We start from the raw sequence: 23,069 nt of genomic DNA, 5'->3' as shown, positions 1-23,069 counted from the left end.
ATCACCAAAGGTCGTAAGGGAATGCAGCCAACAACCCGGCCTGCAGTTTTTCCAAATCGAAATCGCCGTTGCCGCCCAACTGCAGACACTCTTCCACGCTATTACCGGAATGCCACTGCATGCGTCCGGTGCCGTTGTAGTAGTCGTCGTACTTGAAACGATCTTCGCCGTTGCCCCAGTCCAGATACACCGAGGGGATTCCATAGGCTTCGGCAAGGATCAGGCCATGCAAGGAGCTACTGATCACCAATTCGGCGCCAAGCAGTGCGCTCATGAAGGTCGCAGGCTTGACGTTGGGAAACACCAAGTGGTCCTTGTACGCACTGTACTTTTCGATCGGCTCGTTGAAGTGCGGAACGATGGCAAAGGGCCGCTTGTTGATCGGGCCGAGCGCGTCGGCCGGGAAGAACATCGGTGTCAGCAGCCCGGGGTCGCCATACACTTCCGGCACCGCGATGCCGCGATCGAGCAGAAACATACGCGTCTTCGGCCCACGCACTGCGCGCACGTCGAGCGTACTGAACGTGTTGCGTTCGGCGGGAATCTTGCCATTGATGCCACTGCCCCAGACGGTGTCACCGTCTTTGGCGAAATGCAGCACCGAGCCGATCGCGATCAGCTTCTTGCTCAGATCCTGCTTCTCGATCAGCGTCTTGTCCTGCAAGGACAGCACGCAGGAGACGATCACCTTGGATAGGTGATCTCCCATATTCACGCCAGCGTTCTTGGGCTGCCACCAGAACAGTGCACGACGTTCTGCATGTTCTATCCATTTCTGGAGCAAGGCGTTGGCCATAACATATGATCTCCTAAAAAGAAAAGATGTGCGCCGCATCAATGCGAAAGCGCAGCCTCCGACGAGGCATGCACCGCTGCGCTTTGCTGTGGATACAAACGGGTTTCCGGATACGCACTGGGATTGAGCACGCGATCGGTGGTGTCGGACCAATTCAGGCACTGGCGATAACGTACGCGCGGTGCTTCCAAGGCGCGGCCAATGGCCGCAATGACAGAATCAGGGTTGCCTGGAGTGTAGCCAAAACGCGATTGATACGGCCCGACCACGGCATTCGGACACACTGCAGGCAAGCCGAAGAAGTCGTATTGCAACAACTTCATCGAACTATCAGCCAAGTACACCGGCACCTGCTCGGATGCGTACGGCGCAATTCCAAAACGCGCGTGTTTGATGTAGCCAATCGTCTCGGCGTGCTTCATCTCGCCATAGACCACCACGTTATCGCCATAGCCCGGATGCCGGCCCATGCCCGAGCCGATCACGTGAAACGTCACCTGCGGAAAGGCCTTGCTGGCAACCACGAAGAACTCCGGATCGAACAACATCGAACCGACCGCAACCGCATGGATACCCTCGCCGTACGGCGACGGGTCGCCAAGCTGATCCAGGTTGTGATCCACCCCATGGCCCACGTGATACACGTTGTCGCGGCTGGCGATCTCTTCTGCCATTGCCGGCGATACCAATGCAATCACATCGAGCGTGGGCGCGACGCGGTCGAACTCGCGTTCGATGTAGGACGCAACATTGATCGTGCTCAGCCCGTCAGACGCGCGATAGACCAGCTTCGCTGCCGGATTGACGCGCTTGGCCAGCTCGATGAAAGCGACCGCAATGCCGCTTTCAAACACGATCACATCCGACTCGCGCATCCAGTCGAGCAACTGGCGCGGCGGGTGCGCGGCGTACCAGCGGAACATCGCATCCTCGACCGAACGCAGCCACGGACGGCGCGTATTGAACGGATGCACCGTCGTCCGCCACAGGTAGCAATCGACGCCCTTATGCGAGACAACCGTGTTTGCAGTCTCGTCGAGCGGCAACCGCATATCACCCTTCATGCGCGATAACCGGCTGTAACGCAGCGAGAAAAACCGCGTGGTTCCGCGCAGCGCCAGTTGATCGGTGATGAAATGGATATTGGCGCGTCGCGGCGTGCGGTAATCGTGGGCGGACAAGACCAGATAGCAAGGCCGGCGGATGCCGGAAGCGGCGGCGGGTGTGTCGCTCATGGGCCGTGTCCTATGAATGAGTGAGAGAAAGCATGACTGATTGCAGGCGAAGACAATGTCGACTCGTTAACGCGCCTTGGCCTGCGTCAGCAGCTTGCGGATGTTGACGATGGCAATCACATCGCGACGGAATGCAGGCCAGATCGCCAGGGCAAGCAGGCAAACCGCAAGCATCGCCAGTGCGCCAACGGCCAGCTGCTCCCAGAGCGGGCCGCCAACCGTGATGGATGCGTAATACGCGCATCCGCCCGCAATGCCGTAAGCGGCCATGGCGCGCATCGCATTGGTGAAGAGAGCTCCGACAGGCGCATCGGAAATCTTGCCGATCCATATCAGCGACAGCGGCCAGGTCAGCAACAAACCAAACGAATAGCCGACCGCCACACCCATCGCGCCCCACCGCGAGCCGACGAAGATGCAGGCGATCAGCAGGATGCGGCTGACCAGCGAATACACCAGCTGCGCGCGCATCAATCCCCGCGCAAGGAACACCCAATACGTCGCATAGGCCGCAGTCTGGAAGATACCGCCCAGTGTCAGCACTTGGAACAGCGGCACGGCCTCGCGCCACTGCTCGCCCAGCACCAGCACGATCAATGGCATCGCCAGTGCGCAAGCGAACGCGAACAGCGCAAAGATCAGATGCACCATCACGGTCTGTCCGCGCAGCAGGAACGCGCTGAAGCGTTCGCGGTCGTCCTGCAGCTGCGACAACACCGGCAATGCCACACTGGTGGCCGGCGCATTGATCTGGTTCAACGGCATCATCAACAACTGGAATGCGCGGTTGTACAAGCCCAGGGCGTCCGGCCCGGTCCGCCACCCGATGATCACCTGCCCCACGTTGCGACTGGCATAGCCCAGCAACTGCGCAGCCATCAGGTTCCAGCCGAAATTCATAAAATCGCGCATCGGTGCCGAACGCTGATAGCCACCCGGCAACCAGCGTGCGCAGCTTGCGGCGATGACGAAATTGACGATGGCCTGCACCACCTGCTGTACCACCAGCGCCCAGTAGCCCCAGCCCAGCAGCGCAGCAGCGACCGCTGCGCCGAGGCCGAGTACCTGCGACCCCACGTCACTGAGCGCCACCTGCCCGAAGCGCAGCCCACGGCTCAGGTGCGCGCGGTACTGCGTGGTCATGCCATTGATCAGGAAGGTGACCGCCAGTGCCTGGGAAATCGTCACCAAGGCCGGCTCTTTGTAGAAGTTCGCAATCAAATGCGCCGACGCGAACACCACCAACGACAGCAGCAAACCGATACCGCTGTTGATCCAGAACAGGTTATCGCGTTGCTCGCGGCTGACATGCTTGGCTTGCACCGCCGCTGCCGACAGGCCGAAATCGCGCAGGATCTCGGCGGCCCCCACAATCGCGGTGACCATCGCCATCAGACCGTAGTCGTAAGGCGTCAGCAATCGCGCCAACAGAATGATGCCGCCGAACTGCACCACCATCTTGGCCGACTGGCCAAGCATGGTCACCGCTGCGCCGCCGGCAGCGCGCGACCCCAGGCTGCGTTGCGGCGGCGGCGGTGGCGTGGGAGATGTCATCGGAGGTGTCTCTGCGGTCACAGCGCGGCGTCTCCATCCTTGCCCAGCGCTTCCAGATAGGTGCGGTAATGCAACTGCCCGATCCGTGGCCAGTCGCGCTGTGATAGATCCGGCACCGGTCCGCGTGGTGCAGCACGCACCTTATCCAGCATGCCGGTCAGCAGCGCCGCATCGAACTCGCCGTCATACAGGAACACCCAACCGGGGCCGACTTCCTCGGCGATTGCTGCATTCGATTCGCTCCACGGCGCCAGCACCGGGCGCGCCAGCGACAATGCCAGCAACAAGGTGCCGGAGTTATGCATCTGCCGGTACGGCAACACCACTAGTTCGGCCTCACTGACTTCTCGCGCCAGCACCGGCTCTTCGACATAGGCCAGCAACGCGCTGATGCGCGGATCCTGCGTGCAGGCGTCTTCAACCAAGGCACGCATCTGCGGCGTGGCCGGGTTGCCGACGATGCGCAGAGTCACGCGCGCATCGTCGACCTGGCGCATGACGTCCAGCAGCGTTTCGACGCCTTTGTACGGGCGAATCAGGCCGAAATGGAGCAACCGCCCCGGCACCGTGTTGCCCTGCTCCATCGTCGCGAACCAGTCGCGATAGTGCCCGTGCAGAATCGTATCGGTGAATGGCGGACGCGGCGGCGTGGTCGCATTGATGCGGATCCAGCGACGTGTCAGCCGGTCGATCCAGCGCAGCAGGCTCCGTTCGCGCCAACCTCGGTCTTCATGCGGCGCAAGATTGTGCAGGGTGCGCACCACCGGCGTGCCGGTCAGCTGCAGCTTGAGCAACAACAAGGCAGCACAGACCTGCTTGGCCAAGGTGCCGGCAGCAGTTGGATGGCGCAGCAGGTATTCGGGCCAATGCAGATGCAACACGTCGTAGCGCGACAGCAATGCATCACGCATCGAAAAAAAGTGTGTGTGTACAGCAGCGGGCAACGCGTCGTAGAGCTGGGTCAGGTACGGGTTGGTGCTGGCATTGGGTTTTTCGGTGGAAAACAGCACCGTGACCTGCGGCTGGGTTGCCGCATGCGTCATCGACGGAGAAGCCAGCGCACTCATCGCACAACCTCCTGCACGCGCGGAATGCCCAATGCATCGTGGTATTCGTCGATGTAGCGCCCGACTACGTGCTTCCAGTCGTAGCGGCTGACGTAAGCCATGGACGCGGCACGACGGGTGTCGAAATCGCCGTCGGCCTGCAGCGCGAGCGCCTGCACCTGATCGGCTGCTGCCGCGATCTTGTCGCGATTGACGATCACGCCCTGGCCCGATTCGTTGGCAAGCCGCACGAACGGCGGAATATCGCTGAGGATCGGAATCAGACCCGCACTCATCGCTTCCACTGCCGCGATACCGAAGCCCTCATGCCGCGACAGGCAGACGAAGAACTGCGCTTGCTGCATCAGCGCCCGCAACTGCTCCTGCGAGGGCGACATGCTCAGCTGCACCTTGTCCTGCAGCCCACGCTCGGCAATGGCCCTGCGCAAATCGGCCTCGTTCAGATCGTACTCGCGGCCGGCGATGATCAGCCGCCATTGTGGGTCGTGCTTGAGCGCGGCTTGCAACAACTCCAGCGTTTCGATCAGCCCCTTGTTGACCGACCAACGCCCGAAATACAGCATCGTCCGGCCGGGCGTGCTCGCACCCTGCCCTGCATATTTCTGCACGTCCACACCGTTTTCGATCACCCGTAGCCGCGATGGCGCCACCACCTTGGCGAACAGATCGCCATCGTTCTCGCTGGTGGCGATCACACGCGCATAGGCCAGTGCCGAGGCGCGCGTGAGCGTTTGGAACCACAGCTGCTTCATGCGCGATGCGTAGGCAGTGTGGAAAAACCCACCATGCGTGGATACCACCATCTGCTTGCCGTGCAGCGGCTTTGTCAACGCCAGATAGTCGTAAAAAAATCGATGCCGTGCAGATGGACAACATCGGCCGAACGAATCGCAGCAAGTATCGACGGCGCCAGCGGATAGCGCGACGATCCGCGATAGCCAATCCGCCGGATCGGCAGTCCTTGATGCGTGTCCTGCGCCGACAGCCGCGCACTGGGATCGGTGAACACACGATCCAGCGTCACGACCTCAACCGTATCGGTACTATTGGCTTGATGTTGGCGGGCAACATTGAGAACGACCTCTTCCATGCCTCCGATCGAAGGATGGAATTGGCGGACGACATGCACCACTTTCATTACGCCAATCTCCTTTGCCAGCGACGCGCACCCAGTTGCTGCGACGGCTGATGATTCCGAAAACTCGTCATTTGCGTTTCAATCCCAGCATCCAAGGCGCCACACGCACCAGCACCGCGCGCATCGGCACGCTCATCGCGATCGCGAAAGCGCTTAGCCCCAACGCCCAGGCCGGCGTACCGATTGCGCTGCGTGCGATCACGCCCGTGCGCGCCACCACGCTGGTGGTCACCAAGAAAACCAACGTATGCGTGCATAAAATCAGCAGCGTATTGGTACCGATCCACTGCACCCAGCGCATGCCCCGAATGAAATAGGCGACGCAAAACGTCATCGCCGTTCCTAGCAGACTGACCAACAGGAACACGGCAGCCGACTGCCCGAACTGCAGGTTGTTCACGTCCACCTGCCCGTTCCACCCGGCCAGCCACCACCACGCTGCGGCCAACGGCAACAACGCCAGCGCCCACACCTGCGCGCCCAGCGATCGCAGCGCATCGGCAAAACGCGACAGCCAGCCGCCGATCGCAATGAAGAACAACGCGATAGGCAGCACATCCAGCGCGAGCGGCAAACGCAACTGCAGCGACGGGAACCAGCCTGCCCATGCCAGCGCCAGTGGCAAACTGACCGCCGCGATCGTGGCAGCACCCAAGCGCGCCCGCAACGCAAGGTAAGCGAGCGTTGTGACAAACAGCGCGGGAAGGAACCACAGCGCCGGAAGCACGTACAGGCGTGAGCCATTGGCCCACAGCAATCCCGTGAGCGGATGCCACAACGCTCGCGCCTGTGGATGGCCCGCGTGCCCATCCATCGCAGCGGTCAGCAACCACAGCGCATAGGCCACCATAAAAAATGCGAGATACGGAACCAGCAAGGTGCGCGCCAGCTTGGCAACCGTTGCACCCGTCAATGCGCGCTGCCCAAACCGTTCGCCAACCCAGCCCGACAACACGAAAAACAGCGGCACATGGAAGCTGTAAGCGAACAGCTTGTAGGCTGGCGGCATTCCGCTGGCATGGCCCAGTACGACCAGCGCGATAGCCATCGCCTTTGCAGCGTCGATCTGCCAATCGCGCGTCGGCCTGGCGTCTGCCGGGCTGTGCGCACGCGTAAAGTGCGCTGGAGATAGTTCGCTTGTCATGCGAAAACGCCGCTCATGCCGCCACCCGGCGCGCACCCAGCGTCCATGGGGCAAAGCGCATCAAGATCCAACGCAGCGGCACGCAGGCGGCCAATGCAAACAGCGTGACGAAGACCGCCCAGCCAAGCCCTGGACGCGCACTGCCGAATCCACCAGCCAATGCCGCAACCCCGGACAATACAAAGAACACCAACACATGCGTGCAAAGGATCAGCAAGGTATTGCGGCCGATCCATTGCAGCCACGCCCAGCTCTGCACCAGCCGCGCTGCGCAGATCACCATCAACGCGCCAAGCAACGCGCTCATCAGGAACAGCGCGTGGTTGTGCCCGAATTCGAGCATGTTGACGTCGATTCGCCCGTTGGCTTTGGCCAGCCAGGCCACCGGCACTGCCAACACGACCGTCGCCACGGCGCTGCCAGCCAAGGATATCGGCAGGCGTGGCGACACGTGGACCAGCAAAGCGCCCAATGCGTAGAAACACAGCGACACCGGTAGCACGTCCAAGCCGAAAAAAATCCGCACGTGCTGGGCCGGGAACCAGTTCATCCAGAACCACGCCACGATTAACGCCAGCCCGGCGATCAATATCGGCGACATCAGGCGGCGCAATACCATGTAACTCACGACGGTCACCAATATGACCGGTAGAAACCACAGCGGTGGCTGCACATACAGGTCCGGGCCAATACCGGTGAACATCGCAACGATCGGCTCCCACCAGGGATGACTTCCCCAGCGCGCAGCCTTTTCGCCGATATTGCGGGTTAGCAGCCAGTACGCGTAACCCAACAGATAAAAGGTGACATACGGCAGCAGCAGGCTGCGTGCCTGCTTGCTGATCGTCTGCGTCAAGCCGGTATCGCGCGAGGCATAACCCGCTGCCAACCAACCCGACACCAGGAAGAACAGCGGCACGTGGAAACTATAGGCAAATAACGTCATGCCATGCGGGACGCCCTTGGCATGGCAGAACATCACGAGCAGGATCGCGATTGCCTTCGTCGCATCGATGCGCGGATCGCGGGCGCGGCCAGTGCTTGCAACCTGCGCGCCGGCGGCCGGCAAAGCCGATAGCGATGCCGGCGTTGCCGACACGCTCATCGTGCCGCTCCCGCAGGCAATGGCAACTGCGCGCCATCTACCGTTGGATCGTCCTTGATCGAAACAGCCGGTGTGCCGGACGCAGACCAGGTTGGCAGCATGTGCCACATGCAACCACAGACAAACCACCACAACGCCGACGTCTTGATCGAGAAGTAGCCGTTGGACACCAGCAGGCTCAATGCGAACGCAAAGATCGCCAGATTCTTGAACAGCTGCCCTTCCTTGCTGGGCATCAACAACAGGAAGGAATACGACAGCAGGAACGCCAGCACGCCGACGATCGACTGCGACGCAATGAAATACGAGATCCCGCTATCGAAGTAACGGTACGCCTGATCAAAATCCAGACCCATCCAGGACTCGAACGACAAGTTATTCATCGAATACACGGTGAAGAACACCCGCCCCATCGTGGTGTCCTGGTACGCGGTGATGCCCGTGGCCCAGACCAGCAGCCACGCGCTCATGATCACCAACAGAAACACCAGGAAGGCTAGTCGCTGATCCAGCCGTTTCAATAGCGGCGACAACAACACCATCAGCACACAGGTGCCCGCCGCCAATCGTCCGTCGGAAGCCACGATCATGAAGCCGATCAACCCCACCGACAGGATCAGCGCTGCCGGCCGCATCCAACGCCAGAACACCAACACGATCGCGGTAAAGAAGCAGATGTAGTTGCCCATCGTCACCGGCTCGATGAACATCGAGGACGCACGTGGCAGATTGGAACCCGGCAGGAAGTTGCGCTCACCCGGCCGCGTCGCGCTGACGAACAGATTGCTGTCTTCGTTCCAGAAGCCTTCCGCGCTCATGCCGCGCGCATTGACGAAGAAACTCTTGGGATTGATCAGATCGCCGTATTTCACTGGCATCGCCAGCTCGAAGGCGGCAACCAGCGAGACGATGATGGTCATGCGGATGAAGAGCTTCGGCACCGAACCCGTGTAGGCCGAGCCAAGCACGACGAAGGCGAACACCACCAGCGCGTCGCGGAAAAACTTGGGGTCGATCTGCCAGTTCACCAGGAAACGCACGAACATCAGCGCGACGATGAAGCCGAGTCCACTGAAAATCAAGGCAATGCGCTTGCGGCTCATCGAGCCCAGCCCCAGCAGGAAGCAGGCCGCGTAGACCATGAACTCGACCGCGTAGGTAATTACCGGTCGCACGGTGAACACGTTAGCGTTGATGAACGCCAGTACCAGGTTGTAACCCACGCCCACCAGCAACGTCAGCTCGATGAGCAGGTTGTGCCAGCGGACGCGAGTCTCCTCGCTCATTCGAATCAGCATGCAGCCGCCTGCTTGAAAGAGGCGGCTGCGATGCAGCCGCCCGCGGCGCCGAACGCGCCAGGTCGCACGCTGTCCACCATCATCAGTACGCGGTCTTCTGTCCGAGCACGCGCACTGCGGTCAGCACGATGATGCGGATGTCCAGCCACAGCGACCAACGACGGATGTAATCGAGGTCGTACTGGATACGCTTCTTCATGGTGCGCAGTTCCGGGGTTTCGCCGCGGAAGCCGTTCACCTGCGCCCAACCGGTGATACCCGGCTTGACGTAGTGACGCTGCATGTAATGGTTGATCAGCTTTTCGTAGTGCGTGTTGTGCTGCGCGGCGTGCGGACGCGGGCCGACAATCGACATGCTGCCGCCCAGCACGTTGAAGATCTGCGGCAACTCGTCCAGGCTGCTGCGGCGCAGGAATGCACCGAAACGCGTGATACGGGCATCGTTCTTGGTCGCCTGCTGGATCGTGGTGCCATGGTCGTCATGCACGCGCATCGAGCGGAACTTGAACATGTAGAACTCGCGCCCACCCAGGCCATGACGGCGCTGGCGGAAGAACACCGGGCCCGGCGAGCTCAACTTGACGCCCACTGCAATCGCGGCCATCAGCGGCCACAGGCCCATCAGCGCGATGACGGCCAGAATCTTGTCCTGCAACGCCTTGGCCACCACGAAGTAATTGTCGCGGTCCACACCGCCCTGGCGCAGGTTGATCACCGGCACATTGCCGATCTGCTCGCCAGACTGATTCAGCAGACCGAAATCGAACAGGTCCGGCACCAGCTTGACGTTGATCGGGTAACGATCCAGACGCTGCAGCAATTGCTTGATGTGATCGCGCTCACCCAGTGGCAGCGAGATCCACACCTGCTCGACCTGGTTCTCCTTGAGGTAGTCGATCAACGCATCCGGCTCGCCCAGGCACGGCAGCGACTGGCGCTGTTCGGTCACGGCAATATCGTACGGAGTGCGGAAATAACCGACCAGATTCATGCCGACCCACGGGTTACGGCTCAGATAATGGTTGATCTTCATCACCGGGTGACGCAGACCCACCACCACCACACGTTGGACGTCCACACCCTGAGTACGCAGATGGTTCAGGAACCCGCGCAGCACCGTGCGGGCAGCGACCAGCGATGCCAAGCCGCCGACGAACCAGAGGCCGATCCAACCGCGCGACACCTGCTCGCCCACCTGCACGATCAGCGCATGCACCGCAAACAGCGCGAAGACGCCGCCAAACGCGCCGCCCAGCACCATCAGTTCGCTCAACAAGCCACGGCCGCGCCAGCTGCGGTACAACGGAAACAGCGCAAAGCAGATCACCGAATACAGCAGCGTGGTGGCGATCGCCAGCCGATACGGCGCTGCCGGCACCCAGGAACCGAATACGATGCGGTAAGCGACCAGACCGGACACCACAACCATTGTCAGGTCGAAGACGCGCAGAACCAAGTCGGCCGCAGCCGAATATTTGGACAACAATCGCGGCGAGGAAGTTGTGTAAGTCGCGCTACTCAAGTCTGCCAAAAGCATGGGGATGTCCTCCAAACTCGATACGACGCATGCGGGGGAACATACGAATCGCACGCGAGCTTTCAATCATCTCCGTCAAAGCGATCACCGCGGCAAAACCTACCGACCCCAGATCACTCGACAGCCCTTTGTTTCAACAGAGACAAACTTTCAAACGAGGGAACCCGAAACATAAGGGATCCCACCTTTTCCACGCTGAATCAGTTGTCACTTTAATTAACCATCGTTTTGCAACATCACGATGTCAGTTCAACCGCGTTTCCTGCCCATTGACGCGTAAGAAGTACCGAACGAGAGCCACAGCCAAGCCTAGGAATACGCCAAAGATAAGTCCCAAAGCGAGATTCAGTTTCAGTTTCGGCGAAGTCTTCGACGTTGGCACATCTGCGGTATCGACGATGGTCACGTTGTTGGCGCCGACATTGCCGGCAACACCGATTTCTTTGTAGCGTTGAAGAAGCGCATCGTAGAGTTGACGGTTGGTGTCGACGTCGCGCTTGAGCATGTTGTAACGAATGCTGCGGCCCTGCAGATCAAGCTCGTTAGTGCGCAGACCGGCAATGCGTTCGTTGAGCAACTGCTCCTGATGCACCGACGCGTCGTAGGTTGCCTTCAACGACTGGCGAACATTGATGACCTCGCCATTGATCTGCCGACGCGATTCTTCGATCTGCGCCTTCAGGCGCTGCATCTCCGGGTAATCCGGCTTGAAGGTCGACAGCTTTTGCTGATATTCGGCAGTCAGACGTACCTGCTCGCTGCGCAGGCTCTGGATCAACGGGCTACTGAGCACCTGCGGCAACGACATACCATCGCCGCTATCAGCCTGGCGCCAGGCAGCCTCGGCCTTGATTCGGGCATCCTGCGCAGAAGCCAGCAACGCGTTGAGATCGGTCAGGTTCTGGGCGGGCAAGGACGGTTTGTCGTCGCCCACCGAAACGATCTGCTCATCGGTCGAGTACGCAACCAGCGACTTTTCCGAGTCCTCCACCTTGCCGCGCAACTGCTCCAATCGCTCAGCGAGGAACTTGGTCGCAAAGGAGGACGCCTTCATGCGGCGCTCCTGCGTACTGATGATGAACATCTTTGCGTACGTGTTGGAGATCTTGGCCGACAGCACCGGGTCAGGCGAATCGTAATTGACGTAGACCAGGCGCGAATTGAGGATCGGCTCGACTACCAGACCCGCCAGCAACGTATCGGTGAGGCTGCGGTCCACGATCGCCTGACGCGAATCGACCGACTTGCCTGCCTCGGGATTCTTCGCTGCGGCCTTTTCCAGCGCCTCGTCCACCTGCTCCTTGAACGCCGGCTCCTTGTCCAGCTTGGCTTCGCGGATCACCGCACGCGCCAGCGAACGGCTCTGCAGCAACTGATACTGCGTTTGGTAGAAATCGCGATCCTGCGGTGATTCCACCGGCATCAGGTTGTCGACGTTCACCACATTGAGCGAATCGCGCTCGATCTGCAGCGTGCTGGTCGCGCGGTACTTCTCCGGCATCAGCAACGTGATGGCCAGCGCAAGCAACAGTGAGGCCAGTGCGATCGCGATGATCAGCCAACGCTGCGACACCACGGCGCGCCAGTAATCGAGCAAGCCCACATCAGCGAGTTCGAGATGCCCGTGACGATGAGACGAAGAGGAACGATTGTCGGAATTCATACTCATCGGTAAGCGCGCCACACCATCACAAGAGGAGTCAGTTCCAGCATGGTGCGCAACCATACGCGCGCATCCGAGCGGTACACCACGACGATATCGCCGCCGTAAATCTCAGGATCCGGATTGGTGCCCTTCTCGATCTCGGTCAGGTCGAACCGCGCGATCATCTTTTGCCCATTGACCATGCGGAACACGATGACGTTGCCGCGGCTGGCCACGGTGCTGACGCCCTTCGCCTGCGCCACCGCCTGCTGGAGGGTCAGATTTGCCCCGATGACCGGATAGATGCCGGGCTCGGTAACAGCACCGGTCACAGTGACGCGGCGACCGTTGGATTCCTGCACGAACACCGACACCTGAGGATTTTGCAGGTAGCCGTTGCGATACCGGTCGGCCACCATCTTTTCCAGCTCGCCGACGCCCATGCCGGCTGCGTTGACATCGCCGATGAGCGGCAACGAAATGTGGCCGTTCTGATCGATACGCACCTGTCGTTCCAGATCGTCGATCTGGAACACCTTGACCAGCAGCAGATCGCCTGGAGAGAGTCGATACTCGGGCTGCACTGCAGACATTGCGAGCGGATCGGGAAGCGGCAACGACGTCGCCATGTCTTTCCCGGTGCTGCAAGCGCCCAGTGTTATCGAGCAGATCAAGGCCAGGCTCAGCGCTTGGCAAAATCGTCCGATCAGTTTCTTCATGCGTGTGGCTGGCTGCCTCGGTTGGGTGGGACAGGAGCTCGCGCAGCATTCAACCGGCCAAACACGCCAGCACGAACGTACGACTGAGGGTTCATCCCAGGACATCGGGATCACGACAGGTAAGGCGTGTTGCACTGCACTATGGCATAGAAAGATTGCACTGCAAGACGCTACACGCCATTTTTTTGACGGCGTTGGCCTATTGATTCAAGTTCGTCGATATCGCGTTAACGAACCGTGATCCACGTTTGGGCGTAGCCTCGAGGTTTTGGAGCGTTTCCGGACACTTAGCATCATTCCGTGACCCAAGTCCATAGCGAACTGGGCCGCAGAAACCGAGCGCTCGCCTAGCGTTCATGCTGCGGTGCGATATGCCGATCTACATATGCTGCGCCTCGGGCGTAGACATAAAAATGCAATGTTGCATGGCAACAAAAAGCCCATGACAGAACGTCATGGGCTTGATAGGTGGTCGGGGTAGCCGGATTCGAACCGACGACCACTAGTCCCCCAGACTAGTGCGCTACCAGGCTGCGCTATACCCCGAAGATGCTGCGCTCCGCCGCGAGGGCTGCCTGCGATTATAGCGGCTTTGTGAAACGTTTTCCTAGCGGCGCAGCAGTTGCAGGACTTCTTCCAGCTCCATGCGCACCTGCTTGATGATCTGATTGCTCAGCGCGGACTCGCTCTTGGCACCCTCGCCTTCCAGGCGTAGGCGCGCACCGCCGATGGTGTAGCCCTGTTCGTACAACAGCCCACGGATCTGGCGCACCATCAGCACGTCATGGCGCTGGTAGTAGCGCCGGTTGCCGCGCCGCTTGACCGGCTCCAGGCTGGGAAATTCGGTTTCCCAGTAGCGCAGCACATGCGGCTTGACGTCGCATAGCTCGCTCACCTCACCGATGGTGAAGTAGCGCTTGGCCGGGATCGGCGGTAGCTCGCGATTACTGCCCGGATCCAGCATAAGCCTCCACCCGTTCCTTGAGTTTCTGCCCGGGGCGGAACGTCACTACGGTCCGTGCCGAGATCGGAATTTCTTCGCCGGTCTTGGGATTGCGACCGGGCCGTTGGTTCTTGCGCCGCAGATCGAAGTTGCCGAAACCGGACAGCTTCACCTGACGGCCCTGCTCCAGCGCATCGCGCAGCACATCGAAGAACGCGTCGACAAATTCCTTTGCCTCACGCTTGTTCAGACCGACCTCGTCGAACAGACGTTCGGCCATCTCCGCTTTCGTCAATGCCATGCCAATCCCCTGGTTACCGCCTCAACTCCGGATCCGGGCGCGATGCTCGCGCTCGATCACGGCCACCACATCGGTGACGACCGCATCGACGTCCCGGTCAGTGAGAGTGCGCGATTTATCCTGCAAAATCAAGCCCATAGCCAGACTCTTGAAACCTGGCTCGACCCCTTGCCCAACATAGCGGTCGAACAACTGCACCTCGCGCAACAACGGCCCGATCGTGGTCCGCACACTCGCCGACACTGCCGCCCAGCTCACCTCTTCCGGCACCAGGAAGGCCAGATCGCGGCGTACCGAGGGGAAGCGGGACAGCTCACCGGCACGCGGCAGTGCCCGCTGCACCAACGACGCCAGCTGCAGTTCGAACGCGACCACGTCCACATCGATGTCCAGCGCCTTGACCAGACGCGGATGCACCTGCCCGATCCAGCCGATGCAGGCACCGTCACGATAGATATCGGCCGACCGGCCCGGATGCCCGAACGGCTGCGTCGACGGCTGGAACTCCAGCTGCGCGCCACTGGCCGCAGCCAGCGCCATCAGGTCGCCCTTCAAATCGTGGAAATCCACCTTGCGCGCGGCCTCGCCCCACTGCAGCGCCAGCGCATCGCCGCACACCGCCGCGGCAACGTGCTGCGATTCCAGCGGCGCTGCGCCGGCATCGGTGGCCGCGGCGAACACCTTGCCTAGTTCGAACAAGCGCACCCGCCCGGCTTGACGGGCAGCGTTACGGCCCAGTGTCGCCACCAGGCCCGGCAACAAGCGTGGACGCATGATCGCCAGCTCCGCACTCAGCGGGTTGGCCAACGGCACCAAGCCATCGGTGAGCTGCCAGCGCTCCAGCAAACCGGCATCGACGAAGGCGTAGTTGATGGTTTCCTGCAGCTCGCGCGCCACCAGCTGGCGTCGCACGCTGAGTTCGTCCAGCTGGGTTTCGCTCGGCATTGCGATGCGACTGGCGCCGCCGGGCAGCGTGGTCGGCACCCGGTCGTAACCGTGAATACGCGCCAGCTCTTCAATCAGATCTTCTTCGATGGCGATATCGAACCGACGGCTCGGCGCGACGACGTGCCAGCCTTCGGACACCGCCTCGAGCTGCATGCCGAGCGCGCTCAAAATCCGCACGACATCGGCGTCGTCGATGGGGATGCCGAGCACGCGCGCGATGCGTGCGCGACGCAGCGCAATGCGTGCCGGCTGCGGCAGATGCTCCGGCAATTGCGCGTGCACCACCGGGCCCGGCGTGCCGCCGGCCAGTTCCAGCACCAGACGCGTGGCGACCTCGATCGCCTGTGGCGGCAATGCCGGATCCACGCCCCGCTCGAAGCGATGCCCGGCATCGGTATGCAGGCCAAGTTTGCGGCCACGGCCCATGATGGCGGCCGGATCGAAATACGCCGACTCCAGGAACACATTGCGCGTCGTGTCGGTGACGCGCGTGTCCAGCCCGCCCATCAAGCCAGCCAGCGCCACGGGGCGGTCGGCATCGGTAATGGTCAGGAAGCTGTCGTCCAGCGTGACCTGCCGCCCGTCCAGCAGCGCCAACTGCTCGCCACTGCGCGAACGACGCACCCCGATCGGTCCCTGCAAGGTATCCAGATCGAAGGCATGCATCGGCTGGCCCAGTTCCAGCATCACGTACTGGGTGATATCCACCAGCAACGACACCGGACGCACGCCGCTGCGACGCAGCCGCTCGGCCAGCCACACCGGCGTCTTCGCCAGCGGGTCGATGCCTTCGATCACCCGCCCGCAGTACCGCGGCGCTTCCTTGCCGGCATTCAATTCCACCGCGAGCGTGCGCGTGGACACCGAAGCGACGGCCCCGGCATCGAATGCCACCACTTCGCTGGCGCACGCTGCAGCCACGTCGAAGGCGATACCACGCACGCTGAAACAGTCGGCGCGATTGGGGGTGAGTTTGATCTCGATGCTGGCATCGGGCAGCCCCAGATACTCGGCAAGCGCTTGCCCCGCCGGCGCATCGTCCGGCAACTCGAACAGCCCCGACGCATCGCCATCCAGGCCCAATTCCTTGGCCGAACACAACATGCCATTGGACGCCACACCGCGCAGCTTGGCAGCGGCAATGGTCAGATCGCCGATCTTCGCACCGACCAGCGCCAACGGCGCCACCAGACCCGGGCGCGCATTCGGCGCGCCACACACGATCTGCAGCAACTCGCCCTGCCCTGCATCGACGCTGCAGACCTGCAGGCGATCGGCTTCCGGATGTCGCACGGCTTCGACGATGCGCGCCACGACCACCTGACCGAGCGACTCGCCCAGCGGCGTGACGTCTTCGACTTCCAGGCCGATCGCCGTCAGCGTCGCAGCCAGTTCGTCGCGCGAGGCCTGGATCGGAACGTGGCTACGCAGCCAATTTTCAGAGAATTTCATGAGGGGCCGGGAATCGGGAATAGAGAATCGCAAAAGCGGGGGCACCGGGGCTTCGAGACGGGATCCGCAAAGCGCGTGGCTTTTGCGATTCCCCATTCCCGATTCCCCGCCGTCAGGCGAACTGCCTGAGAAAACGCACGTCGTTCTCGAAGAAGGCACGCAGGTCGTTGACGCCGTAGCGCAGCATCGCAAAGCGCTCCACGCCCAGACCGAAGGCAAAGCCGGTGTAGCGCTCCGGGTCGATGCCGACGCTGCGCAGCACGTTCGGATGCACCATGCCGCAGCCCAGCACTTCCAACCAACGCGTGCTGCCATCGGGCTGCTGCCAGGCGATATCCACCTCCGCGCCCGGCTCCACGAACGGGAAATAGCTGGGGCGGAAGCGCATTTCGAAATCGCGCTCGAAGAACGCTCGCACGAACTCGGACAAGGTGCCCTTGAGGTCGGCGAAAGTCGAATGCTCGTCCACCAGCAGACCCTCGACCTGATGGAACATTGGCGAATGGGTCTGATCCGAATCGGAGCGATACACCTTGCCGGCCGCAATCATGCGCAGCGGCGGCTTATGCGCATCCATGTAACGCACCTGCACACCTGAAGTGTGGGTGCGCAACAGACGGCCATCGCCGAAATAGAACGTGTCGTGCATTGCGCGTGCGGGATGATGCGGCGGGAAATTCAGCGCTTCGAAGTTGTGCCAGTCGTCCTCGATTTCCGGACCGTCCGACAGCTCATAGCCGAGCCGCGCGAAGATTTCGACGATGCGCTCCAGTGTGCGCGTCACCGGGTGCAGACCACCGCGCTCGCTGCGACGCCCCGGCAAGGTGACATCGATTCGCTCCCCGGCCAGACGTGCATCCAGCGCGGCGGTGTCCAGCGTGTGTTTGCGTTCGGCCAACGCCGCAGTCAACGCGTCGCGCGACAGATTGATCGCTTCGCCAGCGGCTTTTCGCTGATCGGCCGGAAGCGTGCCGAGCTGCTTGAGCTGGGCGGTGATGCTGCCACTCTTGCCCAGCAATGCGACGCGCAAGGCTTCCAGTTGTTCCGGCGTCTGCGCCGCGGCAACATCGGCCAGCGCACGTTCGGTCAGGGATTGAATCTCACTCATTGCACTCGCGCCTCAACTGCGTCAACCGAACGGTGTTTCCGGATGCACCGGAACGCATTGCCACTCAAATCTGGTCTAGCCCGGCATCCAGTCAGCAATGCCAGCCATCTAAAAACGCAAAAGGGGAAGGACTCGCGCCCTTCCCCTGCATATCTGCTTGCCTCGCCGGAGGCCTGTACACGAATGTGCAAGCTCCCTCGAGACCCCCCCCTTCAAAAGTCCGCGCATGGATGTGCGGGCTCTTGCGAGGGACTCGCACTATGCCGCCAGCGCGCCCTTGGCCTTCTCAGCCAGCGCGGCAAAGCCGGCGGCGTCGTGTACGGCGATATCAGCCAACACCTTGCGGTCCAGGGTGATGCCAGCCTTGAGCAGGCCATTCATGAAACGGCTGTAGCTCAAGCCGTTGATGCGGGCAGCCGCATTGATGCGCGTAATCCACAACGAACGGAAATTACGCTTCTTCTGCTTACGGCCAATGTAGGCGTACTGCTGCGCCTTGATGACTGCCTGCTTGGCAACGCGGAAGACCTTGCGGCGAGCGTTGTAGTAACCCTTCGCCAGGGTCAGAATTTTCTTGTGGCGGCGACGCGCCTGTACGCCACGCTTTACTCGTGCCATGGGTCAGTCCTCAGAGGTAGGGAAGCATACGATCGAGACGGCCTGCGTCCTCGGCACGGACGTGATTCGTCTGCCGCAAGTTGCGCTTCCGCTTGGTCGCTTTCTTCGTGAGGATGTGGCTACGGTTCGCGTGGCCGCACTTGTACTTGCCGGAGGCGGTCTTGCGGAAACGCTTGGCCGCCGCCCGGTTGGTCTTGATCTTGGGCATTGCAATGTCCTTGATGGTGTTTTGTCACTGACACGGGCGGCAGTCTTGCGACCACGCTTTCCATCCTTGCCCTTGCCTGCTTGTAAGTCCTTGATCGAACACGATCCGGACAGGTCCTGATGCCGCTTGCACGGCTCCCGGCAAAACCGGGCCGCGCAGTCTACCCGTTGCCGGGAATTCTTGCAACCAATTGATCTTGCGACCACAACGGACCCCGCTGGGGCCCGTCGCAGCAACGAAGAATATCCTCAGATCTTCTTCTTGGGCGCGATCATCATGACCATCTGGCGCCCTTCCAGGCGCGGACGGGACTCGATGACGATGTCTTCGCCCAGGTCGGCCTCGATGCGTGCCGCCATCTCGCGACCGAGCTCCTGGTGGCTCATTTCACGGCCACGGAAGCGGATGTTGACCTTGACCTTGTCGCCCTCTTCCAGGAAACGGCGCATGTTGCGCAGCTTGATCTGGTAGTCGCCCTCGTCGGTGACCGGACGGAACTTGAGTTCCTTGATCTCGACCTGCTTGGTCTTCTTCTTGGCCTCGTTGGCCTTTTTCTGCTGCTCGAACTTGAACTTGCCGAAATCCATGATCTTGCAGACCGGTGGATCGGCCTGCGGTTGGATTTCGACCAGATCCAGGCCTTCTTCTTCGGCCTTGGCGAGCGCTTCGTCGCGCGACAACACGCCGACCATCTCACCGTCACTGCCGATCACGCGGACGCGCGGCACACGGATTTCTTGGTTCTTGCGGTTCTGTTTGTTGTCAGGGGTACTGATATTGCAATCTCCCAGGGGAATCGAACCGGCGCATCCGGATCATCCAGACCGGCCGGGGTTGGCTCACGCTACCTGCTCTGCCTGCAGGCGTTCGATGAAGGCTGAGACCGCCATGGTCCCGAGGTCCTCCCCCGAACGCGTCCGCACGGCGACTGCGCCATTTTCCTTCTCGCGGTCACCGACCACGAGCAGATATGGCACGCGTTGCAGCGTATGCTCGCGAATCTTATAACCGATCTTCTCGTTACGCAAATCGGCGCTGACACGGAAGCCTTGATTTGCAAGGGTTTTCCGCACCGAGTCGACATATTCAGCCTGAGCATCGGTGATGTTGGCGACAACGACCTGCACCGGAGCCAGCCAGGACGGGAAGGCGCCGGCGTGATGTTCGATCAAAATGCCGATGAAACGCTCCATCGAACCCACGATCGCCCGGTGCAGCATGACCGGATGCTTCTTCTGGCTGTTCTCGTCCACGTACTCGGCGCCCAGGCGGCCCGGCATCATGAAATCGACCTGCATCGTGCCCAGCTGCCAGGTGCGGCCGATGGCGTCCTTGAGGTGGTATTCGATCTTCGGGCCGTAGAAGGCGCCCTCGCCCGGCAGCTCCTGCCATTCCACCCCGCATACGCCCAGCGCGCTGCGCAGCGCGGCTTCGGCCTTGTCCCAGGTGACATCGTCGCCCAGGCGCTTTTCCGGACGCAGCGCAATCTTGATCTCGATGTCCTCGAAGCCGAACGCGGTGTAGACCGCCAGTGCCTGCCGATGGAAGGCGGTGACTTCCGATTCGATCTGCGATTCCAGGCAGAACACGTGCCCGTCGTCCTGGGTGAAGCCGCGTACGCGCAGGATGCCGTGCAGCGCGCCCGAGGGCTCGTTGCGGTGGCAGGCGCCGAACTCGCCGTAGCGGATCGGCAGGTCGCGGTAGCTGTGCAGGCCCTGGTTGAACACCTGCACGTGACCCGGGCAGTTCATCGGCTTGACCGCGTAGGTGCGCTTCTCCGACTCGGTGAAGAACATCGCGTCCTGGTAGTTGTCCCAGTGGCCGGATTTCTGCCACAGCGACACGTCCAGGATCTGCGGGCAGCGCACTTCGCCGTAGCCGCTGTCGCGATAGACCTTGCGCATGTACTGCTCGACCACCTGCCACAGCGACCAGCCCTTGGGATGCCAGAACACCAGGCCGGGGGCCTCTTCCTGCAGATGGAACAGGTCCTGCGCCTTGCCGATGCGGCGGTGGTCGCGCTTGTCGGCTTCTTCCATGCGCAGGATGTAGGCGTCCAGCTGCTTCTTGTCGGCCCAGGCGGTGCCGTAGATGCGCTGCAACTGCTCGTTCTTGGCATCGCCGCGCCAGTAGGCGCCGGAAATGCGGGTCAGCTTGAAGGCCTTGAGGAAGCGCGTGTTGGGCACGTGCGGGCCACGGCACATGTCCACGTATTCCTGGTGGTAGTACAGGCCCATCGCGGTGATGTCGTCGGACATGTCCTCGATCAGGCGCAGCTTGTACTCCTCGCCGCGCTGGGCGAACACCTCGATCACCTCGGCGCGCGGGGTGACCTTCTTGATCACGTCGTAGTCCTGCGCGATCAGGTCCTGCATGCGCTGCTCGATCGCGGCCATGTCTTCGGGCGTGAACGGGCGCTCGCTGTAGATGTCGTAGTAGAAGCCTTCGGCGATGACCGGGCCGATCACCATCTTGACGTCAGGATACAGCTGCTTGACCGCATGCCCGACCAGATGCGCGCAGGAGTGGCGGATGATCTCCACGCCTTCGGCGTCCTTGGCGGTGATGATGCGCAGGCTGGCGTCATGGTCGATGACGTCGCTGGCGTCGACCAGCTGGCCATCGACCTGGCCGGCGATGGTGGCCTTGGCCAGGCCGGCGCCGATCGACTGGGCGACCTGCATCACCGAGACGGGGGATTCGAATTCGCGGCGGCTGCCGTCGGGGAGCGTGATATTGATCATGGGCAAGAATGAGGTCTGGTCTGGCTGCAGCGGTCCGCTGCCATGGCAAATCTGTCCATTGCTGGACAGGCTCGGAGAGGAATGCAGGAAGTGAGTCGAAACAGCGCCATCAAGGCGCTCTGCGCACTGGCGCAGGCAAGGATCAGCGGTTGGCGGTGGTAGTGCTCATGTCGCACACTGGGCCGGCGCTGGGCGCGGGCCACCTTCTCGCAAGGGGTCTCGGGCGTGAATGGTAAACCAATCAGCCGGCCACTGTGCAGGGCGGCACGGCGTCGGCGGGCGCGTGGCATGATGCCGGCCACCTGTGCTGCCAGTGCCGACCATGACCATCAAGGGTAAAGCCACCTCGCTGGATATCGCCTACCTGGCCGGCGTGTCGCAGCCCACCGTGTCGCGCGCCCTGCGCGGCAGCCCGATGGTCAACGAGGAAACCCGCAAGCGGATCCTGCGCATCGCGCACGAGCTGAACTACAAGGTGGACAAGAACGCCTCGTCGCTGCGGCTACGCAATGCCGGCACGCTGGCACTGCTGTTCTTCGAAGACCCCACTGCCGACGATTCGTTGATCAACCCGTTCTTCCATTCAATGCTGGGGTCGATCACGCGTGCCTGCGCGCTGCAGGGCTACGACCTGCTGGTGTCGTTCCAGCAGTTGTCCAAGGATTGGCAAGCCGATTACGAAGACAGCAACAAGGCCGACGGCATCATCCTGCTGGGCTATGGCGATTACCAGCAGTCGCGCCAGCGGCTGCAGTTGCTGGTCGAGCAAGGCACCCACTTCGTGCGTTGGGGCGCGGCACTGCCCGGCCAGCCCGGCATCTCGATCGGCAGCGATAATTACCAGGGCGGCTTGGACATCACCCAGCATCTGCTGGCGCAGGGCTGCCGGCGCATCGCGTTTCTGGGCCATGCGTCCAACCACTACCCCGAATTCGAAGAACGCTATCGCGGCCATGTCACTGCACTAGCGCAGCACGGCTTGGTGGCCGACCCGGCGCTGCAGTTCGATGCGATCACCACCGAATCGTCCGGCCATGCCGCGTGCCTAGCATTGCTCGACAGCGGCAAAGCGTTCGACGCGGTCTGTGCGGCCAGCGATCTGATTGCGATCGGCGCGATGCGTGCCCTGCGTGAGCGCGGTCTGCGCGTGCCGCAGGACGTTGCGGTCAGCGGCTTCGACGATATTGCGTTGGCGGCATCGGTTGCGCCGGCGTTGTCGACCGTGCAGCAGGACACCAAGCAAGCCGGCACGTTGCTGGTGGAAAGCCTGGTTGCCTTGATTCGCGGCGAAGCGGCGCAGAGCCGCACGATTCCGGTGAAGCTGGCGCTGCGTGATTCCTCGCGTAGCAGTGGGCTGCAGCCACCGCTGGGCTGGAGACCGTCTGGCGCGGAGACCGGCGAGGCGGTGCTTGGCCGGGCCGCTGATGGGGCTGTCAGGCGTTGAGTCGGGAATTGGGAATTGGGAATTGGGAATTGGGAATCGTTGGAGCATGCGTGGCGGGCTGCGCG

At 61.7% G+C, this 23,069-nt stretch carries 19 protein-coding genes, 1 tRNA gene and 1 pseudogene; 1 reads left to right on the top strand and 20 read right to left on the bottom strand.

Features of this window, described 5'->3' with window-relative positions; genetic code table 11:
- Position 1 precedes the first annotated feature (1 nt).
- From M0D43_RS19755 to thrS, 20 genes and pseudogenes are all read right to left on the bottom strand, one after another.
- Positions 2–796, bottom strand: coding sequence for a polysaccharide pyruvyl transferase family protein (locus M0D43_RS19755; protein ID WP_252162699.1), 795 nt, complete (start codon positions 794–796; stop codon positions 2–4).
- 38 nt (positions 797–834) lie between these two features.
- Positions 835–2,031 (bottom strand): GumK N-terminal domain-containing glycosyltransferase, encoded by a 1,197-nt coding sequence (locus M0D43_RS19750; RefSeq protein WP_252162698.1) that lies wholly within the window; start codon positions 2,029–2,031, stop codon positions 835–837.
- Positions 2,032–2,097: 66 nt separating this feature from the next.
- A complete protein-coding gene (locus M0D43_RS19745) occupies positions 2,098–3,585 on the bottom strand; it encodes a lipopolysaccharide biosynthesis protein (RefSeq protein WP_252162697.1) in 1,488 nt (495 codons plus the stop codon).
- A gap of 17 nt (positions 3,586–3,602) precedes the next feature.
- Positions 3,603–4,652, bottom strand: a complete 1,050-nt coding sequence (locus M0D43_RS19740) for a glycosyltransferase (RefSeq protein ID WP_252162696.1) — start codon at positions 4,650–4,652, stop codon at positions 3,603–3,605.
- Positions 4,649–5,790, bottom strand: a pseudogene (gene gumH, locus M0D43_RS19735) (GDP-mannose:cellobiosyl-diphosphopolyprenol alpha-mannosyltransferase). The gene M0D43_RS19740 and the pseudogene gumH overlap by 4 nt, the downstream one beginning before the upstream one ends.
- 67 nt (positions 5,791–5,857) lie before the next feature.
- Positions 5,858–6,934 (bottom strand): acyltransferase family protein, encoded by a 1,077-nt coding sequence (locus M0D43_RS19730; RefSeq protein ID WP_252162695.1) that lies wholly within the window; start codon positions 6,932–6,934, stop codon positions 5,858–5,860.
- 13 nt (positions 6,935–6,947) lie between these two features.
- A complete protein-coding gene (locus M0D43_RS19725) occupies positions 6,948–8,039 on the bottom strand; it encodes an acyltransferase family protein (RefSeq protein ID WP_260807510.1) in 1,092 nt (363 codons plus the stop codon).
- Positions 8,036–9,325: a polysaccharide biosynthesis protein GumE gene (locus M0D43_RS19720; protein WP_252162694.1), complete on the bottom strand. Its 1,290-nt coding sequence runs from the start codon at positions 9,323–9,325 to the stop codon at positions 8,036–8,038. The genes M0D43_RS19725 and M0D43_RS19720 overlap by 4 nt, the downstream gene beginning before the upstream one ends.
- A gap of 94 nt (positions 9,326–9,419) precedes the next feature.
- Positions 9,420–10,874, bottom strand: a complete 1,455-nt coding sequence (locus M0D43_RS19715) for an undecaprenyl-phosphate glucose phosphotransferase (protein ID WP_252162693.1) — start codon at positions 10,872–10,874, stop codon at positions 9,420–9,422.
- A gap of 244 nt (positions 10,875–11,118) precedes the next feature.
- A complete protein-coding gene (locus M0D43_RS19710) occupies positions 11,119–12,558 on the bottom strand; it encodes a GumC family protein (protein ID WP_252162692.1) in 1,440 nt (479 codons plus the stop codon).
- Complete coding sequence (locus M0D43_RS19705) at positions 12,540–13,238, bottom strand: polysaccharide biosynthesis/export family protein (RefSeq protein WP_162301074.1); 699 nt, start codon at positions 13,236–13,238, stop codon at positions 12,540–12,542. The genes M0D43_RS19710 and M0D43_RS19705 overlap by 19 nt, the downstream gene beginning before the upstream one ends.
- Positions 13,239–13,707: 469 nt before the next feature.
- Positions 13,708–13,784 (bottom strand) — tRNA-Pro (locus tag M0D43_RS19700).
- A gap of 61 nt (positions 13,785–13,845) precedes the next feature.
- The gene (locus tag M0D43_RS19695; RefSeq protein ID WP_005914014.1) at positions 13,846–14,202 is read right to left on the bottom strand and encodes a MerR family transcriptional regulator; all 357 of its coding nucleotides are present in this window, start codon (positions 14,200–14,202) and stop codon (positions 13,846–13,848) included.
- Positions 14,183–14,482 carry an integration host factor subunit alpha gene (locus M0D43_RS19690; RefSeq protein ID WP_002811076.1) on the bottom strand — a complete coding sequence of 100 codons (300 nt, stop codon included), beginning with the start codon at positions 14,480–14,482 and terminating at the stop codon, positions 14,183–14,185. Before M0D43_RS19690 ends, M0D43_RS19695 begins: the two co-directional genes overlap by 20 nt.
- Positions 14,483–14,503: 21 nt before the next feature.
- Positions 14,504–16,882: a phenylalanine--tRNA ligase subunit beta gene (pheT, locus tag M0D43_RS19685; RefSeq protein ID WP_260807508.1), complete on the bottom strand. Its 2,379-nt coding sequence runs from the start codon at positions 16,880–16,882 to the stop codon at positions 14,504–14,506.
- 112 nt (positions 16,883–16,994) lie between these two features.
- Entirely contained in the window at positions 16,995–17,990 is a 996-nt protein-coding gene (gene pheS, locus M0D43_RS19680) for a phenylalanine--tRNA ligase subunit alpha (RefSeq protein WP_260807507.1), read from the bottom strand.
- A gap of 258 nt (positions 17,991–18,248) precedes the next feature.
- Positions 18,249–18,608, bottom strand: a complete 360-nt coding sequence (rplT, locus tag M0D43_RS19675) for a 50S ribosomal protein L20 (RefSeq protein ID WP_003484828.1) — start codon at positions 18,606–18,608, stop codon at positions 18,249–18,251.
- A gap of 10 nt (positions 18,609–18,618) precedes the next feature.
- Positions 18,619–18,816, bottom strand: a complete 198-nt coding sequence (gene rpmI / locus M0D43_RS19670) for a 50S ribosomal protein L35 (protein WP_002811096.1) — start codon at positions 18,814–18,816, stop codon at positions 18,619–18,621.
- A gap of 248 nt (positions 18,817–19,064) precedes the next feature.
- Positions 19,065–19,607: a translation initiation factor IF-3 gene (infC, locus tag M0D43_RS19665; protein ID WP_070690874.1), complete on the bottom strand. Its 543-nt coding sequence runs from the start codon at positions 19,605–19,607 to the stop codon at positions 19,065–19,067.
- A gap of 48 nt (positions 19,608–19,655) precedes the next feature.
- On the bottom strand, positions 19,656–21,560 hold the full coding sequence (thrS, locus tag M0D43_RS19660) for a threonine--tRNA ligase (protein WP_252165134.1): 1,905 nt from the start codon (positions 21,558–21,560) through the stop codon (positions 19,656–19,658).
- 322 nt (positions 21,561–21,882) lie between these two features.
- Here thrS and M0D43_RS19655 point away from each other — a divergent pair, with 322 nt between their 5' ends.
- A complete protein-coding gene (locus M0D43_RS19655) occupies positions 21,883–23,004 on the top strand; it encodes a LacI family DNA-binding transcriptional regulator (protein WP_260807505.1) in 1,122 nt (373 codons plus the stop codon).
- The last annotated feature ends 65 nt before the right edge of the window (positions 23,005–23,069 follow it).

The sequence above is a fragment of the Xanthomonas prunicola genome (assembly GCF_025266575.1).
GTDB lineage: Bacteria > Pseudomonadota > Gammaproteobacteria > Xanthomonadales > Xanthomonadaceae > Xanthomonas > Xanthomonas prunicola.
The sequence above is the reverse complement of the archived record's forward strand: the minus strand, read 5'-3'. Positions and strand labels throughout refer to the sequence as shown.